At 70.2% G+C, this 24,636-nt stretch carries 24 protein-coding genes; all 24 read right to left on the bottom strand.

Annotated features, from left to right (window positions below; genetic code table 11):
* Positions 1-156 precede the first annotated feature (156 nt).
* A complete protein-coding gene (locus tag ACGFI2_RS24410; protein WP_393521025.1) occupies positions 157-825 on the bottom strand; it encodes a response regulator in 669 nt (222 codons plus the stop codon).
* A complete protein-coding gene (locus tag ACGFI2_RS24405; protein ID WP_393521023.1) occupies positions 792-2,150 on the bottom strand; it encodes a sensor histidine kinase in 1,359 nt (452 codons plus the stop codon). The genes ACGFI2_RS24410 and ACGFI2_RS24405 overlap by 34 nt, the downstream gene beginning before the upstream one ends.
* A 965-nt stretch (positions 2,151-3,115) precedes the next feature.
* Positions 3,116-3,679, bottom strand: a complete 564-nt coding sequence (locus ACGFI2_RS24400; RefSeq protein WP_393521021.1) for a dihydrofolate reductase family protein — start codon at positions 3,677-3,679, stop codon at positions 3,116-3,118.
* A gap of 4 nt (positions 3,680-3,683) precedes the next feature.
* The gene (locus ACGFI2_RS24395; RefSeq protein ID WP_393521019.1) at positions 3,684-4,172 is read right to left on the bottom strand and encodes an SRPBCC domain-containing protein; all 489 of its coding nucleotides are present in this window, start codon (positions 4,170-4,172) and stop codon (positions 3,684-3,686) included.
* The gene (locus tag ACGFI2_RS24390; protein WP_393521017.1) at positions 4,169-4,543 is read right to left on the bottom strand and encodes an ArsR/SmtB family transcription factor; all 375 of its coding nucleotides are present in this window, start codon (positions 4,541-4,543) and stop codon (positions 4,169-4,171) included. The genes ACGFI2_RS24395 and ACGFI2_RS24390 overlap by 4 nt, the downstream gene beginning before the upstream one ends.
* Before the next feature lie 529 nt (positions 4,544-5,072).
* Positions 5,073-6,125, bottom strand: coding sequence for a polysaccharide deacetylase family protein (locus tag ACGFI2_RS24385; protein ID WP_393521015.1), 1,053 nt, complete (start codon positions 6,123-6,125; stop codon positions 5,073-5,075).
* A gap of 104 nt (positions 6,126-6,229) precedes the next feature.
* Positions 6,230-6,481, bottom strand: coding sequence for a hypothetical protein (locus ACGFI2_RS24380; protein WP_393521013.1), 252 nt, complete (start codon positions 6,479-6,481; stop codon positions 6,230-6,232).
* 66 nt (positions 6,482-6,547) lie between these two features.
* Positions 6,548-7,426 carry a hypothetical protein gene (locus ACGFI2_RS24375; RefSeq protein WP_393521011.1) on the bottom strand — a complete coding sequence of 293 codons (879 nt, stop codon included), beginning with the start codon at positions 7,424-7,426 and terminating at the stop codon, positions 6,548-6,550.
* Entirely contained in the window at positions 7,423-8,595 is a 1,173-nt protein-coding gene (locus ACGFI2_RS24370) for a cytochrome P450 (RefSeq protein ID WP_393521009.1), read from the bottom strand. The genes ACGFI2_RS24375 and ACGFI2_RS24370 overlap by 4 nt, the downstream gene beginning before the upstream one ends.
* Positions 8,596-8,758: 163 nt before the next feature.
* A complete protein-coding gene (locus ACGFI2_RS24365; RefSeq protein ID WP_393521007.1) occupies positions 8,759-9,841 on the bottom strand; it encodes a ketoacyl-ACP synthase III family protein in 1,083 nt (360 codons plus the stop codon).
* The gene (locus ACGFI2_RS24360) at positions 9,838-12,576 is read right to left on the bottom strand and encodes a PEP/pyruvate-binding domain-containing protein (protein WP_393521005.1); all 2,739 of its coding nucleotides are present in this window, start codon (positions 12,574-12,576) and stop codon (positions 9,838-9,840) included. Before ACGFI2_RS24360 ends, ACGFI2_RS24365 begins: the two co-directional genes overlap by 4 nt.
* Positions 12,577-12,579: 3 nt before the next feature.
* Positions 12,580-13,194 carry a methyltransferase family protein gene (locus ACGFI2_RS24355; protein WP_393521003.1) on the bottom strand — a complete coding sequence of 205 codons (615 nt, stop codon included), beginning with the start codon at positions 13,192-13,194 and terminating at the stop codon, positions 12,580-12,582.
* A 23-nt stretch (positions 13,195-13,217) separates the two neighbouring features.
* A complete protein-coding gene (locus ACGFI2_RS24350) occupies positions 13,218-14,093 on the bottom strand; it encodes an AfsA-related hotdog domain-containing protein (RefSeq protein WP_393521001.1) in 876 nt (291 codons plus the stop codon).
* Complete coding sequence (locus ACGFI2_RS24345; protein WP_393520999.1) at positions 14,090-14,767, bottom strand: nitroreductase family protein; 678 nt, start codon at positions 14,765-14,767, stop codon at positions 14,090-14,092. The genes ACGFI2_RS24350 and ACGFI2_RS24345 overlap by 4 nt, the downstream gene beginning before the upstream one ends.
* 78 nt (positions 14,768-14,845) lie before the next feature.
* A complete protein-coding gene (locus ACGFI2_RS24340; protein ID WP_393520997.1) occupies positions 14,846-15,910 on the bottom strand; it encodes a hypothetical protein in 1,065 nt (354 codons plus the stop codon).
* Between the two features lie 237 nt (positions 15,911-16,147).
* Positions 16,148-16,759: an NADPH-dependent FMN reductase gene (locus tag ACGFI2_RS24335; RefSeq protein ID WP_393520995.1), complete on the bottom strand. Its 612-nt coding sequence runs from the start codon at positions 16,757-16,759 to the stop codon at positions 16,148-16,150.
* Between the two features lie 50 nt (positions 16,760-16,809).
* The gene (locus ACGFI2_RS24330; RefSeq protein ID WP_393520993.1) at positions 16,810-17,274 is read right to left on the bottom strand and encodes a nuclear transport factor 2 family protein; all 465 of its coding nucleotides are present in this window, start codon (positions 17,272-17,274) and stop codon (positions 16,810-16,812) included.
* Positions 17,275-17,300: 26 nt separating this feature from the next.
* Positions 17,301-17,507, bottom strand: coding sequence for an acyl-CoA carboxylase epsilon subunit (locus ACGFI2_RS24325; protein ID WP_393520991.1), 207 nt, complete (start codon positions 17,505-17,507; stop codon positions 17,301-17,303).
* A gap of 13 nt (positions 17,508-17,520) precedes the next feature.
* Positions 17,521-19,068, bottom strand: a complete 1,548-nt coding sequence (locus tag ACGFI2_RS24320; RefSeq protein WP_393520989.1) for an acyl-CoA carboxylase subunit beta — start codon at positions 19,066-19,068, stop codon at positions 17,521-17,523.
* Positions 19,062-19,991, bottom strand: coding sequence for an alpha/beta hydrolase (locus tag ACGFI2_RS24315; RefSeq protein ID WP_393520987.1), 930 nt, complete (start codon positions 19,989-19,991; stop codon positions 19,062-19,064). Before ACGFI2_RS24315 ends, ACGFI2_RS24320 begins: the two co-directional genes overlap by 7 nt.
* Positions 19,991-21,487 carry an FAD-dependent monooxygenase gene (locus ACGFI2_RS24310; RefSeq protein ID WP_393520985.1) on the bottom strand — a complete coding sequence of 499 codons (1,497 nt, stop codon included), beginning with the start codon at positions 21,485-21,487 and terminating at the stop codon, positions 19,991-19,993. Before ACGFI2_RS24310 ends, ACGFI2_RS24315 begins: the two co-directional genes overlap by 1 nt.
* Before the next feature lie 3 nt (positions 21,488-21,490).
* Positions 21,491-22,168: an antibiotic biosynthesis monooxygenase gene (locus tag ACGFI2_RS24305; RefSeq protein ID WP_393520983.1), complete on the bottom strand. Its 678-nt coding sequence runs from the start codon at positions 22,166-22,168 to the stop codon at positions 21,491-21,493.
* A gap of 7 nt (positions 22,169-22,175) precedes the next feature.
* Entirely contained in the window at positions 22,176-23,672 is a 1,497-nt protein-coding gene (locus ACGFI2_RS24300) for an FAD-dependent monooxygenase (protein ID WP_393520981.1), read from the bottom strand.
* Positions 23,673-23,674: 2 nt separating this feature from the next.
* Positions 23,675-24,619 (bottom strand): aromatase/cyclase, encoded by a 945-nt coding sequence (locus ACGFI2_RS24295; protein ID WP_393520979.1) that lies wholly within the window; start codon positions 24,617-24,619, stop codon positions 23,675-23,677.
* Between the last annotated feature and the right edge of the window lie 17 nt (positions 24,620-24,636).

Here is a 24,636-nt window from a genome sequence, read left to right as displayed (position 1 = left end):
TCCCCCGAGTTGCCGTCGCATGCACGCCGGCATGCGCCAAGCGGACAGTGATTGGAACGTAGCGATCGGCGAAGTTCGCGGGTACCGGGGAATCCCTGCCTCGCGAGCCGGATTTCCACCAGCTCACCCGCGCCAGGGCCGGTTTCACGATGGCGGTCAGGACCCCCAGCCGGCGGAACTGTTGGACCGGAGGTACATCAGGACCGCCCGCACCCGCCGGTGCACACCCTCCGCCGCGTCGATCTGCAGCCGCTCCAGGATGCTTGTCACGTACGACTCGATGGTCTTGCTGCTCAGGCGCAGGCGGTCGGCGATCGCCCGGTTGGTCAGCCCTTGCGCCATCAGTGCCAGCACCTCCTGCTCCCGGACGGTCAGGCGGTCGATCCGGCCACCCGTCCGGCGCCGGGCCATCAGCTCCTCGACCAGGGCCGGATCGATGACCGCTCCGCCGTTCGCCAGCTCGCGCAACGCGGTGACCACCTGCTCGACGTCGAGGATGCGCTCCTTGAGCAGGTATCCGACGCCGCCCTCGCCCGAGTTGACGATCGCCAGCGCGTACTCCGTCTCGATGTGCATGGAGAGGACCAGCACCGCGATGCCGGCGTAGTCCCGCCGGATCCGCTCGGCCACGGCCAGGCCCTCGGTGGTGTAGGTCGGTGGCATCCGGATGTCGACGATCACCGCGTCCGGACGGTGCGCGGCCACCACGTCCAGCAGTTCGTGCGCGTCCTTCACCGCCGCGAGCACGGTCATCCCGGCCTGCCGCAGGAGGGCTGACAAGCCCTCCCGGATCAGCACCGCGTCGTCTGCGATGACGATGCGCACGGGATCACCGTCCGCAGCGTCGTGCCGACCCCGGGTCGACTCTCCAGCTCCAGCCGGCCGCCGAGTGCCTCGGCGCGGCGGCTGAGGTGGCTCAGACAGTCTTGGTCGTCAAGGGTCCGGGTCGAGCCGGAGCCGTCGTCGCACACCTCCAGGTGCAGGCAGTTCTGCTCCATGCGCATCCGGATCACCACCGTCGAGGCGCCACCGTGCCGGACCGCGTTCGTCAACGCCTCCGCCACGACGAAGTAGGCGGCTTCCGCCACCTCACGCGGAACCAGGCGAGGCCGCCCTTCGATCCGCACCGTCACCGGCGTATTGGCGGTCAGCGCGACAAGCGCCTCGTGCAGCTCACGCCGATCCAGTGCGGGCGGCCGCAGCCCTCGGCTCAACAGCCGCAGCTCGGTGAGTGCCATGGTCAGCTCGGTGACCGCCGTATCCAGGTGGGCGTCGGCCTCGGCGGTGTCCCGTATCGTCTTGCGCGCCATCTGCAACAGCAGCGTCGCGTTGATCAGCCGCAGCTGCGCGCCGTCGTGCAGGTCCCGTTCGATCTCGCTGCGCGCCCGGTGCCGGCCGTTCCGCGCCTCCTGCTCGTACCGGCGTTCCCAGAGCGCGGCGTCGGCCTGCCAACCGCGGGCGTTGGCGAGCAGGACCAACGGCGGTATCAGGATCTGCAGGACCACACCTGCCGCGTTGCCCACCAGCCAGGCGACATGCGACGGAGTCGTCAACAGGGGCACCACCGCTGCGGCGCTGACCTGCAGACAGATGAGAACGCCCGGAAGCGCGACGATCCGCTGCGCGCGCTGCCACCGCCTGATCAGGTGGACGGCGAGCCAGATCGCCACCACCGAGACCACCAGCCGCGCGGCCACCGCCTGGTACGGCTCGGCGGCCCAGCCCGGCTCGGGAAGGCAGGCCAGGCACGGGTCGATCGGGCTGGCCGGCGCGGCACGGCTCTCGACGATCAGCAGCGGCAGCCCGCCGAGCGCGGCCGCCAGCAGGATGCGGTCCGCCCGGGTCCGCGCGCCGCTGTGCGGCTGGGTGACCAGGATGGCCACCAGGAGAGTCCAGACCAGCGGGTGCGCGACGGCGGCCATGCCGGTACCCGACACGCCGTGCAGCGGCCCGGTGCTACGGGCCAGCCAGACCATCGCGACGGCGAAGAACAGCATGCCGGTCAACGGATTGGCGGTCGACCCGATCAGGATCATCCCGGCGGTGCCGTAGGAGCAGACCAAAGCCAGCGCGGTCGCGACGAAGAGCGTGGTCTCCGGGTCACCGGACTGGATCACCCGAATCGTGGCGACCAGGCTCCCGCCCAACATCACACAGACCAGCATTGCGACAGCAGCGCTCCGCAACGCTGGTCCCGCGTCGACTCGGCTGACTCTGCCGGGCATCGCAAGCCGGACCAATCGTCCCTCCGCGGTCGGTAGCCGATGGGAGCCGACCGGTGGACGGTGGTGAAACCGACGAACGCTCGCTCGACGGTCGCGACGCGATCCGAAAGATGATCAACCCGCCCGATCGGTTTCCTCGATCGGCGTCAATACTATCGCACCGCTGATTAATTGGGGGGCCGGCAAATTGCATAAGAGGTTCCGCAAAAGCGGTCATTACTCACCCACAGCCGCCGTAGCGGCCCCAAGCACTCGAACCGGACAGCACGCTGAACCCTCGGCCGATATCACCTACGATTCTGGGAGAATTTCCCTCCCATTCGGACCAGCAGGCCGGCGCGCCCCCTTATCCGTCCCGCCCCAGCCGTACGGCGTCGAATTCCATCATGCGGGAAGGCCGTCTTCCGCCGTCCACCCAGCTGGCGCCACAGGCCGCGCAGAGGCCGGCAGCCCCGCCACGAAGGCGCTCTGCGTGAACCGGAAGCCAGGCCGGCGGCCAGGTCCACACGCCGCCGGACCTGGCCGCGACAATCCGACCGCACAGAACCGAGAAAGCCGCGCGGGGAGGCGAACCCACGCATCCCGGCAATCAGGGTAATTGTCGTCCATTCCCAGGAAACAGGCCCGTTTTATAACCGCCGACAGCCAGATGTCGGGGTCCCGACACAATAGAGGTACGATGCGGTGATCTCGGCAAGGAATCATCCGCATCGACCCGAACCCGACACGATCGGAATTCGGCCGGCCACGCGCCGCACAAGACCGGACTGGCACGTCCGAAAGGTCCGGTGCTGGTGGTGGCTGTCTCCAGTACACCGTGCCCACCGAGACCGAAGGACCCTCCTCCGCCACGTGATCCACGATGCTCGGCGATCGGACAGGGCGGTCCGTCACGGTCCGAGCGGGCGGTAGCGGAGGTGGAGTACGCCGTTCCGGAATCGACGCTCGTCGAGCAGTTCGAAATCGACGCGCATGCCGGTCGGCAGTCCTGGCTTGCCCCCGCCGACGGTGATGGGCCAGACGAACAACTGGCACTCGTCGACCAGCCCGGCCTGGAGGGCCTGCGCCGCCAGGTTGGCACCGCCGACGGTGAGGTCGCTGCTGGCCGTGGCCTTCAGCTCACGTACCGCGGCGGGGTCGAACCGGCGTTCGATCCGGGTGTCGGAAGTCGACACCGTGGTCAGGGTCGTGGAGTACACGACCTTGCTCGCCACCTGCCAGACGCTCGCGAAGTCGGCCATGAGGTCGGAGTTCGCGGCCAGCGCCGGGTCGGTCTCCCAGACGGACATCGCCTCGTACAGTCGCCGCCCGTAGAGAAACGTGCCCACGGACCGCAGGAGGTCGGTGTAGAGCACGAACAACTCGTCGTCCATGGGGAGCCAGCCGTACGCGCCGCGTTCGTCCTCCATGTAGCCGTCGAGCGACACGTTGTTCACGTAGATCAACTTCGCCATGCCTCTACCTCTCGTCGATGAGTTCGACAGCCCGGACGTTCGTCAGCGTGGCATCGAGTTTGATGAACGCCTGGCGCCAGCCCTCCTCGCTGGGGTGCGCCAGGCTTTCGGGGAGCCACTGGCGGATCTCCAGTCGCGTCCGTCCGTCGGTCTCGTCGTGGAACTCGACCCGGAGTCTCGTCTCGAACGGCTCGATGCCCTCCGGCAGCCGACCACCGACGTGCATGACACCTTCGAGCAGTTCGCCGTCGGCGACGTCGGTGAGGTCGACGTGGACGCGCACGCGAAGATCGGGTTGGGCGGCGTTGACCTCCGTCCACCGTTGGTGGCCGCCGGGGCGTACGTCGAAGTCGATCTCATCGCGCGGCAGGGTGTTGCCGATCGGACCCCACCACGCTGCCAGGTGGTCGGGGTCGGTGAAGGCCCGGTAGACCAGCTCCCGCGGCGCGTCGAACACACGGGAGATGGCGAGCTGTGGAGTTTCGGTGTTCATTCGCGCTCCCTGGGGTCGTCGGGCGTGCGGTCCGGTGCCGGTCCGGCGGCCTGCACCGCGGCGAGGTGGGTGTCGAGGCGGGTGAGGGACGAGTCCCAGAACCGCCGGTAGCGCTCGATCCAGTCGGCCGCCTCGCGGAGCGGGGCGGCTTCGAGGTGGCTCGCGCGCCACTTGCCGGACCGGGACCGCGAGATGAGCGCGGCGCGTTCGAGCACCTTCAGGTGCCGTGACACCGCCGGCATCGAGATCGACAGCGGAGCGGTCAGCTCGGTGACCGTGGCGTCGCGGGCGGCCAGCTCGGCGAGGATCGCCCGTCGAGTCGGGTCGGCCAGTGCCGAGAACACCGCGCTTAGCTGATCGGTGCCCGCCATCGGAAACCCCCCTCACTTAACCAACGTGTTAAACGTATGGGAGGGGGGTGACGCTGTCAACAAATGAGACCGCCGCTGTCTTCGCGGCGCTGGTCGGGGTTGCCACCGGTGGAGTGGTCATGCCGTCCGCTGCTTACGCCGCGGACAACGGACCGTGGGATCCGACCTGATCCTCTACCGTGCAGCACGGCGAACAACGCCATCTTCTCCTGGACGCCGGCAGTGCAGGCGTAGGGCTGCGGTGACGCCTGCGGCGCGACCGATGGACGACTCGATGCGTACGTCATCGATGGGCCCTGAGGGTTCTTGCTCTCGCTCGCTCACCTAGCGGGACCGCCGGGTTCGGGCCTGAGATGTTCGTCGTCAGATCGACCAGAGCAGAGCGTGCTCCGGTCGAGCAGAAAGGAATCGGGATCACTCTCGGCCGGGGGTGCCCCTACAGTCCAAGGTCAGTTGGAGTTCACCGTAGGGGCACCTGGTCGACCACACCCACCTGAGCCGTTTTCGGTGGCCTGGGCGGCCACCGGGATCAGCCCGTGGTGCAGGAACGGATCTGGGCTCTGGCGCCGCTGTTGCCGTTCATCATCGTGGTGAAGCCGAAGGTGTTGCCGCTGCCGTTGGACCGCATCGTCATCACGTAACCGGTGCTGTCCCAACTGGGGGAGCCGTTCCAGGTAGTGACGATCCGCTGCGGCGCGGTCACCGCCACGACCACGGTCCAGTTGCTGGCCCCCTGCACCGTCACCGAGGTGTTGTACCGGTCACCCCAGACGTTGGGGGTCGTCGCCGTCGCTGTACACCCGCCGGTAGGCGGTGGAGTGGTCGGCGTGCCGGTCGGCGGCGGAGTGGTCGGCGGCGGAGTGCCGTCCGGGGCCACCGCTCGACCGGTGCTCGGCGAGATCATGCCCGGACAGAGGTTGCGGCTGCTCAGGTTGGCCACGATCTGCGGAATCGCGTCGCGGGTGTTCTGAATGCCGTCGTGCATCAGGATCACCTGGCCGGCCTGGAGGCGGCCGGCGTTGGAGACGATCTGGCTGACGCTGGCGCCGTTCCAGTCCTGGGAGTCGACGTCCCAGATCACCTGGCGCAGGCCAAGCGACGTGGCGACCGACTGGAGGGTCGAGTTGGTCTCCCCGTAGGGCGGGCGGAACAACTGCGGCCGGACGCCGGTCGCCGACTGGATCGCCGAGTTGGTCTGGGAGAGGTCCGACTGCATCTGGCTCTGGCTCATCGAGGTCATGTGCGCGTGGTTCCAACTGTGGTTGGCCACCCACATGCCGGCGTCGACCTGGGCCCGCGCGGCGGACTGGTTGCCCTGCACGTTCTGCCCGACGTTGAACATGGTCGCCCGTACGCTGTTCGCGCGCAGCACGGACAGCAGTGCGCTGGTGCTGCTGGTCGGCCCGTCATCGAAGGTGAGGCCGACGTACCCGTTGCAGGTGGCGGCGCTGGACGGAGTGGCGGCGACCGCGAGACCGGCGGCAGTCAGCGCCACGGTGGAGGCGAGCACGGCCAACCGGACGGTGAGACGCGATGTTCGGGGGGCGGACGGGCGGCGGGAGCCGCCGATGCTGGCGTACATGCGCAGGTCCTCCTTGGGACGGGTGACACCTGACGAGGCATGACATCAATCGACAGAGATTGATGTCAGCCTGTTCGGAGTATTGCAGCGGCGTTTCGAACAGGTCAATGATTTTCCGGAAGTTTTCCGGAAAGGACCGGCTGGTCGACCGCGACCGCCGCGGGCCGGCACGCGTTCGGTGGTGTTGACGCGGCCCTGAGGGCCGACCGGATCAGGCTGAGCAGTCGCAGCCGGGCCGGGTAGGCGAACGCCTTGAGCACCCCCGCGAGCCGTGCGTTCAGGGGTGCCTTCCAACGCATGCTCCAGCGCCGCCGCCGCCGGCCGGCGCCGGTCGGGTCGAGGCTCATCAGTGCCATGTAGACGCATTTGAGCGCGGCCTGCTCGTTCCGGAAATATGCAGCAGACCCATCGCAGGTGTCAGGTCACGCTCGCAGGCCGAGCACCAGATAGCTGGCGAAGCTGACGAGCAGATACCAGCTGGCCGCATTGGGCGACCATCGGGACTCGCGAGCATGCCAGAAGCGCCATCCCGCCACCATCACCAGGGAAAGCGGCAACAGCACGGCCACCCACCAGTACCCTGATGGCCGCGTCACGCCGAGGAACAGCACGATCGAGGCGATCGGTGCCGCGACAGCGAGCGCGACGGTGCCGCCGAGACCGAATATGGCAACGTATGTCCGCTCGCCCGGCCGGGCTGTTCGAGTGATCTTCTTGGCGAATTCCAGGTGAACGGACGCGAGCACCACCACCGCGATCGCCACAGCGCCGGGCCGGCCTGGCGTCAGCCCGGTACCCTGCAGGAAGCCGACGTAGAGATACAGGTGCAGCAGCAGTTGCACCGGGAAGCTCACCAGGAGGTTGAGCACCAGGTTGTCCGCCGACGGCCAACACAGCCAGTGATGGACGGCGATCACCAGGGCGCCGTACCCGAGCTGTCCGGCCAGGACGAGCGCGGCGACCGGGTTGCCGGCGTTGAGCACGGGCAGCAGCAGCGCTCCGGCGACGTACAGAACGCAAAGATCGGTTCGGCGCACCAGACCGGCGGCCAGGGGCCGGCCGGGGTGGAGGCGACGGTCGTAGTCGAGGTCCCGTATGTCGTCGAGAGCCCGCATCAGCAGCAGGTTCACCGCCAGCGTCGCCGCCGCCACGGCGGTGCCGAGATCCGGGGCCCAGCGCGCGGCGCGGGGATCAATCGCGGCGAACAAGCCAGTCACCCCGTACGCCCAGGCCACCGCGAACAGCAGCGACGGCAACGGCGGATAGCTCCCGGCCACGAACCGGGTCAGTCGCGTGATCATGCGGCGTCCCTCCGTCCGGACCACCGGACCGGCAGGGCCCAGACCCCCCGGATGAACATCTGGTCGCGCCATTGCAGGGCCGACTCCGGCACCGCCAGCTCCAGCCCGTGCAGGCGGCGCAGGACGGCCGCCAGGCCCTCCTGCAGTTCCACCCGGGCGTGCGAGGCGCCGAGGCAGAGATGCCGCCCGTGACCGAAACCGAGATGGGCGTTCGGGGCGCGGTCGGGCCGGAACTGGTCGGCGTCCGGGAAGGCGTCCCGATCCCGGTTGCCCGCGTCGGTAAGCGGGATGACGACCTGTCCAGCAGCGAGGACGCGGCCGGCCAATTCCACGTCCTGCACGACGACGTGCGGCTGCCCACCGGTGCCGACGAACCACACCCACCGCAGCAGCTCCTCGACAGCCGCCGGGATGAGGCTGGGCTCGCGGCGCAGCGCCGCCGTCAGCTCCGGCCGGCGCAACAGCGCCAGGATGCACATCGCCAGGTGGGATGCGGTGGTCTCGCCTCCCGCCATCAGCAACCCGAAGGCGAAGACCGTGATCTCTTCGGTGCTGAGCCGGTCTTGGGCCCGGGCAGCCAGCAATGCGGTCAGCAGGTCAGCACCGTCCGCCGCGACGGCGGTGGCGGAATCCGGTCGGCGCTCGGCCAGCCGGTCTCGGACGTAGCCGTACATCGTCTGCTGAGCGGCGGCGACCTCGTCGGGAGGAAACCGGCCGGCCGACATCATGATCGTCACCAGTGGCAGCAGCCGGTCCAGGTCGCCGAACGGAATCCCGAGCAGGTCACAGGTGACCCGGTACGCCAGCGGGGTGGTGAACTCGGCGACCAGGTCCACCGGCGCGCCCGCCGCCTCGACACGGTCCAGCAGCTCGTCTGCGATGGCGGCGATGCGCGGTCGCGCCTGCTCCGCCCGGCGGTGGGTGAACCAGGCCTGGACGGCGCGCCGGCGGCGGGCGTGCGTGGGACCATCGCTGGTCGCCAGCGCCAGGCTGGCGGACTGGCGGGCGAACAACGTGCCGCCCTGCCACGCCTCCCGGCTGAACCTGGGATCGGCCAGCACGGTGCGCACGTCGGCGTACCGGGTGACGAGCAGGACCTGCTGCCCGCCGGCCAGCCGCACCGGGACCAGCGGTTCCTCGCACAACAGCGCCAGGCGCTCGGGGTCCAACGCGATGCCCGGAAGGTCCGGCAGGGGAAAATGCGGGCAGCGGCCCGCGGGGATACCGTCCGGGCCGACGATGACGGGCGCGGGTACCGGCTCGTGGGTCACGACGGTCGTCCGAGCATCGGCGGGCGGGTGGCGCCGGCCTCGGCCCACCCCTGCGGAACGTTCACACCGTCTCCCTTCGAGACTCCGGACGCCCGGTGGCCCACTCCGGCAGGGAGAGGATCTCGACGACGGCCGCCGAGACCGACACCCCCACCCCGTTGCTGATCATGAGTACGTGGTCGCCCGACGCGACCTGGCGGGTGGCCACCAGGTGGGCCAGTGCGGCGAAGTGGTCGTTGACCGACAAGTGGCCGAGGTCACGGCCGAAAGCGAGCATGCCGCGCGCCGGGTCGATGCCGATCGGCGCGAGCACGCTGCGCAGATAGCCCTCGCCGCCGGCGAAGACGTGGGTGGCCCGGGCAATGTCGGCCGGGCTGATCCCGGCCTCGGCGATGGTCCGCAGGCCCAGTTCGGTCCGGGCCGAGCTGATCGCGTGCTTGGCCGCCACCGCCGCGTCCGGGAATCGGCGGGCGAAACTCAGCTGCCGTCCGGCCACGTCCACCGGGCGGTCGAAGGTGAGCGCCGGCGGAAACAACGGGCCCTCGGGCCGGTTCATCTCCTCCAGCTCGGGCAGCGACATGGAACCCATGGCCCGCACTCGGGCGAAGCCGTCGACCGTGGACAGCACGGCGGCGGTCGCGGCATCACCCATGATGGAACCGCGGCCGGCGTTGGCGCCCGCGGCGTACCGCCACCGGTCGAAGCGCAGCACACCGAAGTTGTCGGCCCCGGTGATCAACGCGGCGGTCCGGCGACCGGCGCAGAGGTACCCGTACGCCAGCTCCAGCGCGGTCAGTGCCCCGTTGCAGCCCTGGCGCAGCTCGGCCGCCGGGATGCTGCCGCCCACCGTGTGCCGTAGTACGTACTGGTGCGGCGACCAGTAGTCGGGGCCCTGGTCACCGACCGAGGCGTGCAGCAGCAGAGCGATCTCGGCACGGTCGAGCCCGGACCGCGCCAGAGCCATGTTCGCGGCGTCGACCGCCATGTCCGGGGCGGAGATCCGGCCGGCCACCGCCGCGCCCGTCCAGCCGCTGTTGCGCCACTCGTGCTCGTCGTACCAGCCGGCGGCGACGGCGTCCTCGGCCGCGACGGAGGCGGGCAGGTAACTGGCCAGCCCGGCGAGGTACAGCTGTGGTGTCCTCACGGGGTCACCCCGTCGGTGGCGCCCGCCGGCACGCGAGCACCGGATGCGACCGGCTCGGCGGAGAGAAGCCGGACGGTCCCCGCAGCCCCGTCCAACTCCACCAGCGCACCGTCCGGGATGCGGGTGCTCGCGCCCGCGACCGCGACCACCGCCGGAATGCCCAACAGCCGACCGGTGATCGCGGTGTGCGACACCATGCTGCCGCGTTCCACCACGATGCCCTTCGCCGCCATCATCAACGGCAGCCACCCGGGGTCGGTCTCCCGCGCGACGAGGATCCGGTCCGCGCACGATTCGGGCGGCACCGCGGCATTCAACACCACCTTGGCGCGGCCCTGGACCCGGCCATCGCTGGAGGCCAGACCCCGCAGGGTGTCCCCCTCGGCGGCCACCGGCGTCGGCCCGGTGCCGGCCCGGGCGGCCAGCCCGGGACGAACCGGTACGCCGGCCGGCGTGGTGAAGTACGCGGGCGGTTCCGGACGGTCCGCCGCGGCGGCGAGCTCAGCCCGCCGCCGCCTCACCACGGCGCGCAGGTCGGCGTCCGCAACGGTGCCGTCGAAGGCGCCGAGCACCTCCTCGACCCGCAGGTGGGCCACGTCGTCGACGGTGTCCAGCAGATCCGCCTCGACGAGCCCGGCGGCGAGCCGCCACAACACGTCCCGGGAGAGCCCGTACAGCTGGCTCCGGCAGAACCGCGTGTCCTCGCGTGCGGTGAGAAAGAACCGCAGCACGCCGAGGGTGGCGCGCAGCACCGCACGCCGGGCCGGATTCGGGCAGGCGGCGCGCAACGCCTGCCGAGCCTCGTCCCGGGCCCGGCGCGCATCGGCGAGACTGCCGGCGACGGTCAGTCCCTGGGTGACGAAAGGGCGGATCGTGGCCAGAGTCATCGCGGGGCGTTGCCGGGGAGTGGGCACCTCAAGCTTGAGGTCGTGCAGCCCCCGGTCCCCGTACGCGTCCAGGTGCCGGACGAAGGCGGATGCGACGTCCGCGCCGTACCGGCCGGCCGTGATCTCTGCCCACACCTCGGGCTCCGGTCGTTGAAGCACCGCCATCCGCAGTTCCGGCACGGCGTTGACCAGCTCCGCCAGGCCGATCGCCGACCGGACCGCGGCGAGGGTCCGGTTCGGCCGGCCACCGGCCACCAGGCGGGGCAGCAGCGCTTCCCCATCCGGCACCCAGCGCCGCAACAGCACGGTGGTGGCGCCCAGCGCGGCCAGGCCGAAGTAGCTGCTCACCATGGTGGTCCCCCACCGGCGTTCGACCTCGGCCCACATCTGGCGATAGCGCTCGATCAGCTCGTCCGGGGTACGGTCGGCGAGCCCGCCGGTTTCCGCCACCAGCGCGTCCCACCAGCGCAGAAATGCCCGCAGCTCTGCCGGCTGGCGGGCTAGCAGCAGGGCGAGCCGCGGGGCGGCCCGCAGCACCTCCCGCCACGACCGGCCCGGCGACTCGGGCGGCATCCCGGTCCGCTCGGTCAGCCCGAGCGAACGCTCCCACAGCGGGCGCATCAGCGCGAAGCCGGGAATCCGCCCGTGCAGCGCGAACCAGGCGTCGAGCCGGTAGAAGACCCGCCCATCGAGGTAGCCCACCATCCGGCTCAGGTGATGACGGTGCCGCCGCAGGGCGCGTTCCGGCACCCCCATCCGCCGGTAGAAGTCGGCGAAACCCACCTGGTAGAAGACGCACGCCTGCGAGTACGTCAGGGCGCCGGTGAACCCCGGGAAGCTCTCCGTCAGATTGTGGTTGGTCCACGGCACGGCCGCGTGATCTGGCCGGACACCGTCGACGGCAGCAGCCGGAATGACGGCCGGTCGAGCCTGCACCAGGTGGACGCGGCCGTCGGCGGTGAGGGTGCCCTCGATGTCCTGGGGGCCGCCGAAGAGGCCCTCCACCCGGGCGGCCAGGGCGCAGATCTCGTGCACCTCGACGTCGGTCAGCACCGGTGGCTCCGCCAGCCGGGCGGGGACCGGCAGGCCGACCGGGCCGGTGTCGGGCCGCGCCGGGTCCAGCCCGACCATCGTTTGCTTGGTGACCGTGTCGGTGTGCACCGCGCCGGTCGCCCCGTCGACGAAGTAGTGCTCGATGTCGGCCTTCTCCTGCACGATGCCCTCGCCGATGCCGTGCGCGGCGGCGATCACCCGACGGTCCGTGCCGGTCCGCGGGTCGCGGGTGAAGGCCACGAACGAGCGGACACCGGGCACCATGCGCTGGACGCCGACCGCGATCCGCACGGCGGCCGGGTCGACCCCCCGATGCAGCCGGTACACGGTTGCCTCCGAGTTGTACGCCGAGGCCCAGCAGTCCGCGACCCGGGTGATCAGGGCGGCCCGGTTGACGTACAGGAAGCTGTCGGACATGCCCGCGAACGGCTCCTGCGCGCCGTCCTCGCCGGTGCCGTCGGCGGCGGCCACCACGCAGGCCCGCACGGCGACCAGACCGTCCGGCCCGGCCAGGTCGTCGAACGCGGCGAGCAGCTGTTCCGCCAGGCTGGTCGGCACCCCAGCGGCGCGGACCCGGGCCCGGTTCTTCTCCGCCCACCTGAGCACCTCGGATGTCTCCGCGCCCGGGCCGGGGAACGGGGTCGGCGCCGGCACCATCGCACCGAACGCCTCCCCGGTCAGGCAGAAGAACCCGGGCACCTCAAGCCCGGCCCGACGCATCACGTCCTGTCTAGCGAACTTGAATCCCACAAGCGTGGGGTCGGCCAATGCCGGCCCGGAGACGACGAGCCGCATCACTCACCACACTCCGGGAACGAGGCGGGCACGGCCACCGGCGTACCCGGGGTAACCGGGAACGGTGAACAGCACCCGCTCCTCGACCCGGATCCGCCACACGACCACTGCACCGAGCGCGATGAGGAACAGCAGGCTCAGCGGATTGCCGAAGAAGGCCACGAAGGCGGTATTGGCCAGCAGCATTCCGGTGTACGCCGGGTGCCGGGCGAACCGGTACGGCCCGGACGTGACGATCGCGTGGTCGCGGTATCGAACCACGTGATGCGAGTAGAACCGGCCCAGCGTACGAATCGCCACCAGGCGCAGCGCCACCGCGGCAACGAACACCACCGCCGGGACGGCCAGCCACGGTGACAGGTACTCCCGGTGCACCGGCCACAGGATCGCGGACACGCCGGTCCCGATCCGGGCCAGGGCGTACGGCAGCAACGTGTGGTTCTCGGCGGCCAGCTCGTCGGGGTGGCGCACCGTGATCCGGGCCTCGCCCAGGAGCCACAGGAGATAGCCACCGCCCATGGCCGCCGCAGCCAGGTGCACCGGCTCGTCCGGCCGGCGCAGGTATCCACCGATCCCGATGACGAACGCCGCGACGGCGGCCGGCAACAGGATGCGCAAGCAAGCGACGGTCAACCGCTGGGTCATGCGATGCCACCGGTGGCACGTCGGAACCGGTGGTAGGCGTGCCCGCTCAGCACCTTGATGTGGTAGCGCAGCGTGCCCAGCACCGGGGCCCGATCGTCGGGACCGACCAGGTCGAAGTCACACCATGCCCGACCGGTCCCGAGCGGGCAGTTACGCCAGCGCAGCGCCAACCCGGACGTGCGCGGCAGGTCGGTGGGCAGATCGGCCGCCACCCCCAGCCATATGATCTGGGTGCCCAGCGGCCAGCAGCCGACCCGGTGCACCAGCAGTGTGCAGAACTGGCGGGCGGCCTCGACCAGGCATTCAACCGCATGGGTGTCGCCACCGCGGCCCGCCAGGGCATGCCCGGCCGGCGGCACCAGTACCGGGGCCCTCAACCCGTCGTCCGTTCGCTCGGGTTCACCGATCATGATGTTCTCCGTGCGGACCCGGTGCACCAGCAGCGCCTCCACCGGCCGCGGGCGTACGGGCGCCGCTGGTGGCACCGTGACGGTGCCCGTGTCGGCCAACGCGAACCAGCCGTCCGCCGCTACCGCCCCGCCCTGCCGGACGTACACGTCGTACCGGCCGGCGCCCTCGACCACCTCCAGCGCCGGGGCGGGTGCGAGTTCACAGATGCGACGGAAGGTCAGCGCGGTACGCAGCCGGTGGGCAGCCGGACCCGCCGCACCGGCCCTGGCCAGATCCCACGCGGCGCAGAAGAGCAGCATCCCCGGCACGTGGTCGAGGGGATGATCGAAGAAGAACGGATCCGCCGGGTCGACGCGCAGGTCGGCTGTCCACCGGTAGCCGTCCTCGTCGTGTCGCCTGACAGCGTCCAGTAGTGCGGCGGTGTCCACAGCGGGCTGGACGATCGTGGAGGGATGGTTCATCTCGCATTCAGCCCTTCCTGCCCGGTCCGCCCGCCGTCGCTGCGCGACCAGCGGTCCAGGTGCAGCACTGTTTCCAGTGGTCGACGACGGGCTGGACGGAACGCCGTGCCGATGGCGTGCGCGGTGGGGATCAGCGCCGCCTGGCGGATGTGACCCGGCAGGTCCAGCACCGCGGCCACTTCACGCTCGTACGCCAGATGCACGGTGGTCCAAGCGGTGCCGAGCCCTCGGGCGCGCGCAGCGAGCATGTAGCTCCACACTGCGGGCAACAGGGAACCCCAGAGGCTGGCCTGGTTTCCCGTAGGTAGTTCCAGGGCTTCCAGTTCCAGACAGGGAATCACCAGGACCGGCACGTCGGCGATATGGTCGGCGAGGTGCCGGGCGCTGCGGATGGCGGCAGCCGGGTAGCGGTCAGGATCTGCCTCGAACCGTTCCCGCCAGGCGCGGGTATACCAGGACCCCACTGCGGCACGTTGCCGCGGATCGGTGACGACGATCCAGTGCCAAGGTTGCACGTTGGCCCGTGACGGTGCCTGCAACGCGATGCGCAGACATTCCTCAATCATGCTCGAATCGACCGGGCGGGATAGATCAAGCCGATTGCGTACGGCCCTGGTAGTCGTGAGAAGCTGATCCGGCGCCAGCATGTGTCCCCCGTCGTGGTTGACGCTCACAGAAGCAGTAGCGTCAGCGGATGGTCAGAACTGCGAATGAATGATCGGGCGGCTTGTCGGCATCGGCCGCCCGATCATTCAGTGATGAGCAGTCGACCCACCGCGAGGGGCAGTTCGGACCGTCTCGAAGTTGAACGCCTTGTCGCGAATGGTGACGGTCCACGAGACGCCCGCCGTGAGTTCCAACACGATGCTCGGCATATGCCACTCGTACCTCATCAGCACGCCTTGGTTCGCATGGGCGTCCGAGCCGTCGTGCGCCGACACATTGCCGTAGTTGTTGACGGCGAAGATTTCGGGCGTGGCACTCATCCACCCGATTCTGGTCCGGCCGGCCTCGATAAAGTCTTCTCGCCGCTCGACGCCGGACAGCAGATCCATCTGCCGCTGTTCCTCGTCGCGATAGTAATCACGGATCTGCATACCCGAGCTCTGCTCGACCACGCTTCCCGGCACCGGCAGGAATTGAAGCGAGTTACCCAGGGTCAGCTTCGGCGAGTAAAGGCTGTTCTTGAGCACGAAAATGTTCTTGCAGTCGCGCTTGATGAAGTCGGCCCTCATTCTGTCCAGGAAGGGTCCGATCTTGACGGGCGAGGTACAGCTCTCGGCGAACTTGACGGGGAGCTTCTTGTCGGCGGAGGGCGATTTCTCGACCGGCGGCATCAGGTCCGCCAGCTCATCGGAGCGAATCCCCAACTCTTCCAGGTTCTGTGCGATCTGGAAGGCGTCCTTCCGGGTTTTCAGGGTCTTCATCAGCGCCTGGTGGAAGCGGAAGACCTTGTATCCGTCCTGCAGCGGGAACGGCATGCACGTAAAGATCCCCTGCCGGTTCGGGTCGGAGCGGTAGGTCACCGACGCGAGCAGAAAGCTGTCGTAGAAGTCTTCGTACTTCTCCGCGAGGAACTCCTGGAAGGACGAGAGGGGAAATTCCTCGGGAGTGTCGAAGGTCAGCTCGATCAGGTGGCACTTGGCGAACAACGGATTGCCTGAAAAGAAATGCGTCACGGCCTGCTCGAACTCCGCAAGGTCAAAAGTCCGCTCAACCCGGTAGGTCGAGAGGGCCGGAAAGAACTGCGACGCGTTGATGATCGGGAAAGTGGTCAGGGAGAGCCTGAGCACCTTGTCGGCGAGTGAGACAGCCATCTCTTCACTTCCGTTGACTGGTGTGCGCAAGGGAGCACATTCGGCGATTTCCTGCCGGAACCACGCCACATCAGGCCTAGGGGTGCACGATGTTGCCGGCGGTGTTCAAGCAAGCACTGGATCTGGTTCAGAGATCTGATTTCGAATCAGTGGTTCCGCGCCGGTGGCGGGTCGCTGAACGGGGCGGAGGGCTGATGCGACCGCCACGACGCGGAACCGGAACCACTCGACAGCAGGTCAGTGTGCGGCGCCCTCGGCGCGCAACGGCTTCAGTGCACCGGACCACGCGATCAGCTCGTCCAGCATCTTGTGCAGTGCCGGCTCGTGGTGCGGGCCGGGGGTCACGGTGCCCGGGTCGAGAGGGTTGGTGGGGTCGGAGAACGTGAAGTCCGTGAAGATCTGCAGGCCGACCGCGGTCGCCACGTCGGCCACCTTCACCTCTGCCAGCGCGGTCCGCAGGTGCTCGACCGCGCGAACGCCGCCCTGAGTGCCATAGCTGACAAAACCGGCAGCCTTGTTCGACCACTCATGGTAGAGGAAGTCGATCGCGTTCTTCAGCGAAGCCGGCACGGACCGGTTGTATTCCGGGGTCACGAAAACGAAGGCATCGTAGGAAGCGATCGTCCGCGACCACTGGTGAGTGTGCTCGTTGCGGTACTGGCCGAACAGGGCCGGCATCGCCTCGTCGAGCAGCGGAAGACCGAACTCTGCGATGTCCACGATCTCGACGGTGGCGTCACCGGCCTTGATGGCCTCATGGCTGTTCGAGGCGTCTTGCACCCACTGAGCCACGTTGGCTCCACGACGGCCGGGGCGAGTGCTGCCGATGATGACGGCGATCTTGGTCATTTCCTACTCTTCTCAGTCAGGGCTGTACTTCGCGGGACAGGCAGGGGCAGTCAGGAGTGCCGCAGGTTCGGGTCGCCCGCCGCCCACACCAGGTGGAAGACGAAGCGGCGGATCCGCCATCCGGCCGGGGTGCGCACCGCCACGGCCTCGTAGTGGCCGCCGATGTCGAAATGGGCGGCCGGCTCCGCACTACGCTTGACGTGAACAGCGGTCAGATGGGCCCGGATATCGGCGTGGTCACCGTCGAGCTCGATGGTGTAGTTGGAGCCGATGTGGTGAGTGGTCTCGAAGGTCTTGCGAGCCATCTGCTGAAAGGCGGCGAGGCCGTCGAAACCTTTGTACTCACCCATGGGGAAGGTGAGGTGGCAGTCGTCGGTGAAAACCGCGCCGAACCAGTCGTCGTTGTGGCGATCCTTGTCGAGGTGCAGGACGTAGCGGTCGCACAGCTCGGTGATCGCGGCCCGGTCGCTGAGCTGTCGGACCTGGGCGGCAAGGGCGGTGATGTCGTCAGTCATGGATTCCTTCCGGTCGTCGAAAGTGGTCAGAAGCGCCAGGTGCGCGCGCCGCCGAACTGAGCCGGCCGGTCGAAACGCCGCCACCGGGCCACCGGGCGGGTCCCGTGGCCGCCATCGGCCGGGCCGGCCGGCACGGTGCGGGTCAACAGCACCGCCGCGAGCGCGGCGAGTTCCTCTGCTCCTGCGGCGCCGCGCTCCACCCGGATCACCTGTCGCGTCCCGTCGCCGTCCATCGAGATGCCTCCCTCATTGCGGTGGATTCCCATGCTTGCGATGCGGCAGGTCGGCGTGCTTGGTGGCGAGCATGGCCACCGCCCGGCAGAGCACGGCCCGTGTCTCCCGCGGGTCGATCACCTCGTCGACCAGGCCCCGCTCGGCCGCGTAGTACGGATGCACCAGCGACTCCCGGTACTCCTCGATCCGGTCGCGCCGCACCGCGTCCGGGTCCTCCGCGGCCGCGATCTCCCGGCGGAACAGCACGTTCACCGCGCCCTCGGCACCCATGACGGCGATCTCGTTGCCCGGCCAGGCCAGGGCGAGGTCGGCGCCGGTGGACCGGGAGTCCATCACGATGTACGCGCCCCCGTACGCCTTGCGCAGCACCACCGAGATCCGCGGCACGGTCGCGTTGCAGTACGCGTAGAGCAGCTTGGCGCCGTGCCGGATGATTCCGTCGTGCTCCTGGGTCACCCCGGGAAGGAATCCCGGCACGTCGACCAGCGTGATCAGCGGGATGCTGAAGGCGTCGCAGAACTGCACGAAGCGCGCCGCCTTCTCGCTCGCCGCGATGTCCAGCACCCCGGCGAGCGCGGCCGGCTGGTTCGCGACCACGCCGACGGTGTGGCCGTTGAGCCGGGCCAGCGTGCAGACGATGTTCGGCGCCCAGGCCGCGTGCACCTCCATGTGCTCGCCGTCGTCCACGATCTCCTCGATCACCCCGCGGATGTCGTACGCCTGCCCGCCGTCCGCCGGCACCAGCTCCAGCACCGCGTCCAGGCTCCGGTCGGCCGGGTCGTCGGCCGGTACCACCGGGGCCAACTCCCGGTTGTTCGGCGGCAGCAGGGAAAGCAGGTACCGCACGTCCGCGAGGCAGCTCTCCTCGTCGTCGTGGACGAAGTGGGCCACGCCGGAGAGTGACGCGTGCACGTCCGCACCGCCGAGCTCGTTCTGCGTGACCCGTTCCCCGGTGACCGCGTGCACCACGTCGGGCCCGGTGATGAACATCTGCGAGATGTCGCGGACCGCGAAGACGAAGTCGGTCAGGGCCGGCGAGTAGGCGGCGCCGCCCGCACAGGGGCCGAGCATCACCGAGATCTGCGGGATCACGCCGGAGGCTCTGGTGTTGCGCTGAAAGATCCCGCCGTACCCGGCGAGCGCGCTCACCCCCTCCTGAATCCGGGCGCCGGCGCCGTCGTTCAGCGACACCACCGGCGCCCCGGCGGCCAGCGCCATGTCCATCAGCTTGTGGATCTTCTGCGCGTGGGCCTCGCCGAGCGCACCGCCGAAGACCCGGAAGTCGTGGGCGTAGACGAAGACGGGCCGGCCCTCGACCAGGCCCCACCCGGTGACCACGCCGTCGCCGTACGGTCGCTTCGCCTCCAGACCGAAACCGCTCGCGCGATGCCGCCGCAGCGACTCGATCTCGGTGAAGCTGCCTTTGTCCAGTAGGAGCGCGATCCGTTCGTGCGCGGTGAGCTTGCCCTTCGCGTGCTGCCGGGCGTCGGCGCCGGGATCGGGGCCGCCCCGAGCCGCCGCCCGCAGTTCGTGCAATCGCTCCAGCGGATCGGTCAGCATGACGTCGGTACGCTCCTCACGTTGATGTCGAGACCGGCACGGCACTCCTCCGCGAACGCGAGGGCCCGCAGGTGGTACGCGCGCGCCGCCCAGCCGAGGCTGATGTTGTGGCCGGCATCCGGCTGGCGGTCCACCTCGACCCGGGGCGCGGCGCTCAGCCGGGCGGTCAGGTCGGCGATCGCCTCGCTGTCGTGCCGCCACCAGTACTCGTGCCCGGCGAAGGTCAGCCGCACCGGCACCCGGACCCGGGCCGCGAGGCCGGGGAAGATCTCCGGCCAGCGGGCCGCCTCCCGGCGCTCCCGGTCGGGCATCGGCGACACGAGCGACTCGCTCAGGCGGAAGGCGTTCGGCGGATAGAGGCCCAGCACGCCCCAGTTGCGCCGCCATTCGCCGCCCCGTTCGGTGACGTCGCTGATGTCGGTGGCGTAGAGGTGGCCGCAGCCGGAGATGTCCAGCCCGAGCAGAGCCAGACCGTCCGGGTCGGCCGCGCAGGTCAGGGCGAGCTTGCCGCCGTACGAGTGGGCGAGCAGGAACAGCCCGGCCCCGGTGCGGAACCGGCTCGCGAAGTCCCGCAACGCGGCACGGAGGGTGGCCGCCTGCGCGGCGAGGGTCTGGCCGTCCGGCAGGGCGGCGGCGGACGCCCCGTAGCCGGGACGGTCCACCGCCAGCATCGTCCAGCCGAGCCGGGCGCCCAGCGTGAGCAGCGACAGATCCGGATGGGCCTGCCCATCGAAGTATCCGGCGCTCATCCCGCCGCCGTGCAACGCCACCACCGTGGCGCGTGGCTCCGTGCCGGGTGTTCCGACCGCGTCCCGATCCTCTGCCGGGTACGCCGGGTCGGCCTCGCTGAGCAGCGCGGAGAGGGTGACGCCGGCACCGTCCAGGGTGATGCGGCGTACTCGCGGGGACAGTGCCGGCGTCATCAGGACCGGTCCGTCCCCGGTTCGCCGAACCAGCGGCGCAGCGCGGCCGGCAGCGAGCCGGGCGATTCCTCGCCAGGCGCAGCGGCCCACGCCACGTAGCCGTCCGGGCGGATCAGCACCGCGGTGGCTCCGGCCACCGGATCGTCGCCGTCGACCGGTGCCAGGGTGCCGGTCACGGTGATCACCCGGTCCTTCCAGCCGGCCGCCAGGTCCCGGACCGCCGGGTCGTCGCCGAGGTCGAGCAGGACACCCTGGGCGGTGTGCAGCAGGGCGGTAGTGCCGGTCCGGCCAGCCGGACCGATCAGCTCCCGGTTGGCCAGCCGGGCACCGGCCAGCCGATGACCGCCCGCTTCGCCGAGGTCGTATCGGACCGCCAGGTGGCTGACGATGCCGGCCAGGTGGCGCTTGACGTCGTCGTACTCGACCAGTTCGGTGAGCAACTGGCGCAGCGGTGCCGCCGCGTCGCCGCCCAGGAAGACCATTCCCTGCGCCCGGGTGGTGGTCAGCAGCCGCTCACCAACCGGATGCCGCTCCCCGTGGTACGTGTCCAGCAGGCCGTCCGGTGCGCCGCCACGGATCACCGCGGCGAGCTTCCAGCCCAGGTTCACGGCGTCCTGCACCCCGGTGCTCAAGCCCTGGCCACCAGCGGGCAGGTGGATGTGCGCCGCGTCACCGGCGAGGAGCACTCGCCCACGCCGGTACTCGCTCGCCTGCCGGGTGGCATCGGTGAACGAACTCACCCAGTGCGCCGAGCCGCCGTGAATGTCCTCGCCGGTGATCCGCTGCCAGGCGTCGGCGACCTCCCGGTAGGTGAGCGGCCGCTCGGTCGCGTCCCGTGGCGGCGTGCCGTGCGGGCAGACGATGATCCGGTCCACGCCCGGGCCGAGCGGCGCGGCCATCACCATCCCCTCGGGCAGGGTCTCGCCCAGGAAGCGGGGTTTCAGCCCGCACCCGACCACGTCCGCGAGGTACATCTCCCGGGTGGCCGCGGTGCCCGGGAAGTCGAAGCCGGCCAGCTTGCGGACCGTGCTGTGCCCGCCGTCGCACCCGACCAGGTAGGCGGCCGTCAGCTCACGTACGCCGTCCGGAGTATCCACGCTGACCCGTACGCCGGTGCCCTCGTCGGTCAGCTCACGCAGCGCCCAGCCGCGGCGGATGTCGGCGCCGGACTCGGCGGCCCACGACTCCAGCACCGCCTCGGTCTGCGACTGCGGGATCCCACGGGCACCGAAGTGCCCACCGGGCAGCACGGTGTAGTCGAACTGCACGCCGCCGAAGTGCCCCATCGGGCTGGTCTCCAGATCCCCGAACCGGGGCAGCAGACCGCGCTGGTCGAACGACTCCATCGCCCGCGCGGTGAAACCGAGGCCCCGCGACTGCCCGGTCGGTGTGGCAAGCCGTTCCAGGACGATCACCCGGGCTCCGCCGAGACGCAGCTCGCCGGCGAGCATCAGGCCGGTCGGTCCGGCCCCGACCACTATGACGTCGGTCTCCACGGCTCAGCCCGCCGACCGGGTGTGCACAGCCCGGAACGTATTGGCGAAGCGCGACGTGGCCAGGGCCCGGGCCCGCACCCGCGCGGCGCGCACGTCCGCCGGCCGCTGCTCCTCGGGCATGGTGTGGAACGCGTCGTAGAGCTCCTTGCTGTCCCACTGCGCGTAGTTGCAGATGACCGTGCCGTCCAGACCGCGCAGGTAGGTGTGCGAGCGGTAGCCGGGCACGTCGAAGAGCCACGGCTCCGGCTGGGCCACCGTCTCCAGCAGCTCCCGCTGCTGCTCCGGGTCGACGCCGAGGACGATGAAGACGGTGTAATCGTCCCGGTCCGGCGACATCTCCACGACGTCGCCCCGGGACGGGTGCACCTGGCTGAACGCCACTTCGGTCTGCAGCAGCCGGGCGCTGGTCGCGATCTGGTCGAACAGCGGCGCGTCCTTCTTCTTGAACTTCTCGCCGGCGTACCGGGCGCGCAGGTCCTCGACGCTGCGCCACTGGACGCAGTTGAGCGTGCCCGGGGTGTCCAGCCCTTCGTGGACGGTGGACGAGATCCAGCCCGGGAAGTCGGCCGTGTCGACGATCTTCTTCATCTCGTCGACGACCCGCTGCTGGCCCTCCGGTTCGGCGATCTCGAAGAGGTTGAAGACGTTGACGAACCCGTCGTTCGGTGCGAGGAATGGCATTGTCGGACTACCTTTCAGACGAGGGAGAGGGTCGGGTGCCGGCGGGGCCGAACCAGCGCCGCAGCGCCGCCTGCGGGTCGCCCGGGCCGGTGGCACACCAGGCGACATGCCCGTCCGGCCGGATCAGGAGCGCGGCTACGCCGGCGAGCGGTCCGTCCGCCGGCGTCTCGGCGGTCACCGGGTCCACCCGGTCCGCCCACGCCTCGGCGAGCACCGTGAGCGCGCTGTTGAGCGCCCGGTCGGCAAGCAGGAGAAGGACGCCGCGGCCGGTGCGCAGCAGTTCGGCGGGGCGGGTCGGCGCGCCGGCGACGGTCAGCGGCACGTCCGGCACCCGCCGGCCGAGCAGCGCGTGGGCGCCCCGGGCGACGCCGAGGTCGTACCGGACGTCGAGGCCGGAGATCGTGCCGGCCAGGCGCCGCCGGACGTCGTCGTAGCCGAGCAGTTCGCCGACGAGCGCGCGCAGCGGCTCCACCTCGGCGCCACCGAGCAGCAGCCGAGCCTGCGCCTCGATGTTCGCCAGCACCCGCCGGCCAACCGGATGCCGCTCGTCGTGGTATGTGTCCAGCAGCTCCTGCGGGGCCTGCCCGAGCGCCACCGCGGCCAGCTTCCAGCCCAGGTTCACCGCGTCCTGCAGGCCCAGGTTGAGCGCCTGCCCGCCAACCGGGAGCTGCCGGTGCGCCGCGTCACCGGCGAACAGCACCCTGCCGTGCCGGTAGTGGGTCAGCTGCCGGCTCGCGTCGCCGAACGAGTTCACCCAGAGCGGTGTGCCGGCGCCGATCTCCTCACCGGTGACCCGCCGCCACACCTCGGCGATCTCGCCGAACTCGGGCGGCGTGGAGCGCTCGACGAACTTACGGCCGAACTCGTGCACCATCACCCGGGTCACGCCGCCGGGCTGCCGGGCCGCGATCGCCAGGCCGGCGGGCAGCCGCTCGAACCGCCGGTCCGGGATGTCGATGCCGGCCACGTCGGCGCGCAGCAGCTCGCGAACCGCGTCGTGCCCGGGGAACGCGGCGCCGGTCAGGCGGCGGACCGTGCTCTCCTCGCCGTCGCAGCCGACCAGGTAGTCGCCGCGGACGGTGCGCGGCACGCCGTCCGGGCCGGTGACCGCCGTCTCGACCCCCTCCTCCGTCACGGTCAGGGTGACCAGCTCGTACCCGCGCCGGATGCCGGCGCCGAGCGAGCCCGCCCACTTCTCCAGCAGCTCCTCGGTGCGGGCCTGCGGCACCTTCCACTGGCCCGGGTGACTTCCGGGCAGGGTGAGATCCATCGGCAGCCCGCCGAAGTGCCCACGCGGCAGGTTCGGCGGGCCGCCCAGCGGATCCAGCAGCCCTCGGCTGTCCAGGATCTCCATCGTGCGGGCGTGCAGTGTGGAGGCCCTGGACTCGGTGGTCACCCTGTGCCGCCGCTCCAGCAGCAGCACGTCCGCGCCGCCCAGGCGCAGCTCACCGGCGAGCATCAGCCCGACCGGGCCGCCGCCGACGACGATCACGGACGCTCGCACGGTCAGCGCCCCGCCTCGGCGTACGCCTTCGCGTGCTCCAGGGTGGCCCGGCTGTTCGTGCTCAACGCGCCGCGCACGTACTCCCGGGCGTCGGCGACGGTCGCCGCCGGCCCCAGCACCGCCGCGATGTTCCCGGCGTTGAGCACCACGGTGTGCTGCGAGGTGGCCACGACGCCGTCGCTGTCGTCGGCGAACGTCCAGATCCCGGTGTGCAGCGTCATCAGGGCGGGCAGGGTGACCTGCTTGTACGCGATCCGCCGGGGCGCGAACGTGACCCGGTACGACTTGGTGGTGTGGGTGGAGCCGTCCCGGGCCCGGGTGTCCATCTCCAGGGTCTGCAGGCCCGGCGTCTCCTCGGTGAAACCGACCCGGGCCACGTGCGGCAGCCGCTCCGGCCACCGGTCCGCCTCGTTGATGAAGTCGTAGACGTCCTTGGCCGCACCGGCGATCCGCACCGAGTCCTCGAAGGAGAACGTCAGCTCGGTGTCGGCGTGCGCCAGCTCGACGGTGGTCTTCAGGGAGGCGAGTTCGGCGCGGGAGTTACGGTCCACCGCCTGGTCGATCCAGGCGAGTCCGGCGGGATCATCGTCGACCGCCCGGTAGTCGTGCAACAGCCGGATCCGCGACGACGTCTCGGAGAGTGCCTCGATGATCCAGGTGCCACCCATCGCGGCGACCGGCGGCGCGGAGACCTCCTGCCGGAACGTCACGCGCAGGGCGTCCGGGTCCAGGGTGCGACGCGAGGTCCAGTTCTTCGCCTCGCCGTTCGCGGTGGCCCAGATTCGGATCCGTTCCTCGCGCTCGCCCCGGCTCAGGTAGTCGACGAAGATCGTCGGGGGGAAGATCCGTGGCCAGTTCTCCACCTCGGCGATCAGGCGGTACACGGTCGGTGCCGGAGCCTCGACCGTTATCTCGTGCTCCACCTCACGCGATCCGGGTTCTGCCATGTGCTGCTCCTGCTCAC

This window comes from Micromonospora sp. NPDC049282 (genome assembly GCF_043197045.1).
In the GTDB taxonomy this organism is placed as follows: domain Bacteria; phylum Actinomycetota; class Actinomycetes; order Mycobacteriales; family Micromonosporaceae; genus Micromonospora.
The sequence above is the reverse complement of the archived record's forward strand: the minus strand, read 5'-3'. Positions and strand labels throughout refer to the sequence as shown.

What these genes read in the sequence shown, in the direction of transcription:
- ACGFI2_RS24405 (WP_393521023.1), bottom strand. Translation starts at nt 2,150, where the DNA reads ATGTTGGGCGGGAGCCTGGTCGCCACGATTCGGGTGATCCAGTCCGGT.
- ACGFI2_RS24400 (WP_393521021.1), bottom strand. Translation starts at nt 3,679, where the DNA reads ATGGCGAAGTTGATCTACGTGAACAACGTGTCGCTCGACGGCTACATG.
- ACGFI2_RS24395 (WP_393521019.1), bottom strand. Translation starts at nt 4,172, where the DNA reads ATGAACACCGAAACTCCACAGCTCGCCATCTCCCGTGTGTTCGACGCG.
- ACGFI2_RS24390 (WP_393521017.1), bottom strand. Translation starts at nt 4,543, where the DNA reads ATGGCGGGCACCGATCAGCTAAGCGCGGTGTTCTCGGCACTGGCCGAC.
- ACGFI2_RS24385 (WP_393521015.1), bottom strand. Translation starts at nt 6,125, where the DNA reads ATGTACGCCAGCATCGGCGGCTCCCGCCGCCCGTCCGCCCCCCGAACA.
- ACGFI2_RS24380 (WP_393521013.1), bottom strand. Translation starts at nt 6,481, where the DNA reads ATGGCACTGATGAGCCTCGACCCGACCGGCGCCGGCCGGCGGCGGCGG.
- ACGFI2_RS24375 (WP_393521011.1), bottom strand. Translation starts at nt 7,426, where the DNA reads ATGATCACGCGACTGACCCGGTTCGTGGCCGGGAGCTATCCGCCGTTG.
- ACGFI2_RS24360 (WP_393521005.1), bottom strand. Translation starts at nt 12,576, where the DNA reads ATGCGGCTCGTCGTCTCCGGGCCGGCATTGGCCGACCCCACGCTTGTG.
- ACGFI2_RS24350 (WP_393521001.1), bottom strand. Translation starts at nt 14,093, where the DNA reads ATGAACCATCCCTCCACGATCGTCCAGCCCGCTGTGGACACCGCCGCA.
- ACGFI2_RS24340 (WP_393520997.1), bottom strand. Translation starts at nt 15,910, where the DNA reads ATGGCTGTCTCACTCGCCGACAAGGTGCTCAGGCTCTCCCTGACCACT.
- ACGFI2_RS24335 (WP_393520995.1), bottom strand. Translation starts at nt 16,759, where the DNA reads ATGACCAAGATCGCCGTCATCATCGGCAGCACTCGCCCCGGCCGTCGT.
- ACGFI2_RS24330 (WP_393520993.1), bottom strand. Translation starts at nt 17,274, where the DNA reads ATGACTGACGACATCACCGCCCTTGCCGCCCAGGTCCGACAGCTCAGC.
- ACGFI2_RS24325 (WP_393520991.1), bottom strand. Translation starts at nt 17,507, where the DNA reads ATGGACGGCGACGGGACGCGACAGGTGATCCGGGTGGAGCGCGGCGCC.
- ACGFI2_RS24320 (WP_393520989.1), bottom strand. Translation starts at nt 19,068, where the DNA reads ATGCTGACCGATCCGCTGGAGCGATTGCACGAACTGCGGGCGGCGGCT.
- ACGFI2_RS24315 (WP_393520987.1), bottom strand. Translation starts at nt 19,991, where the DNA reads ATGACGCCGGCACTGTCCCCGCGAGTACGCCGCATCACCCTGGACGGT.
- ACGFI2_RS24305 (WP_393520983.1), bottom strand. Translation starts at nt 22,168, where the DNA reads ATGCCATTCCTCGCACCGAACGACGGGTTCGTCAACGTCTTCAACCTC.
- ACGFI2_RS24295 (WP_393520979.1), bottom strand. Translation starts at nt 24,619, where the DNA reads ATGGCAGAACCCGGATCGCGTGAGGTGGAGCACGAGATAACGGTCGAG.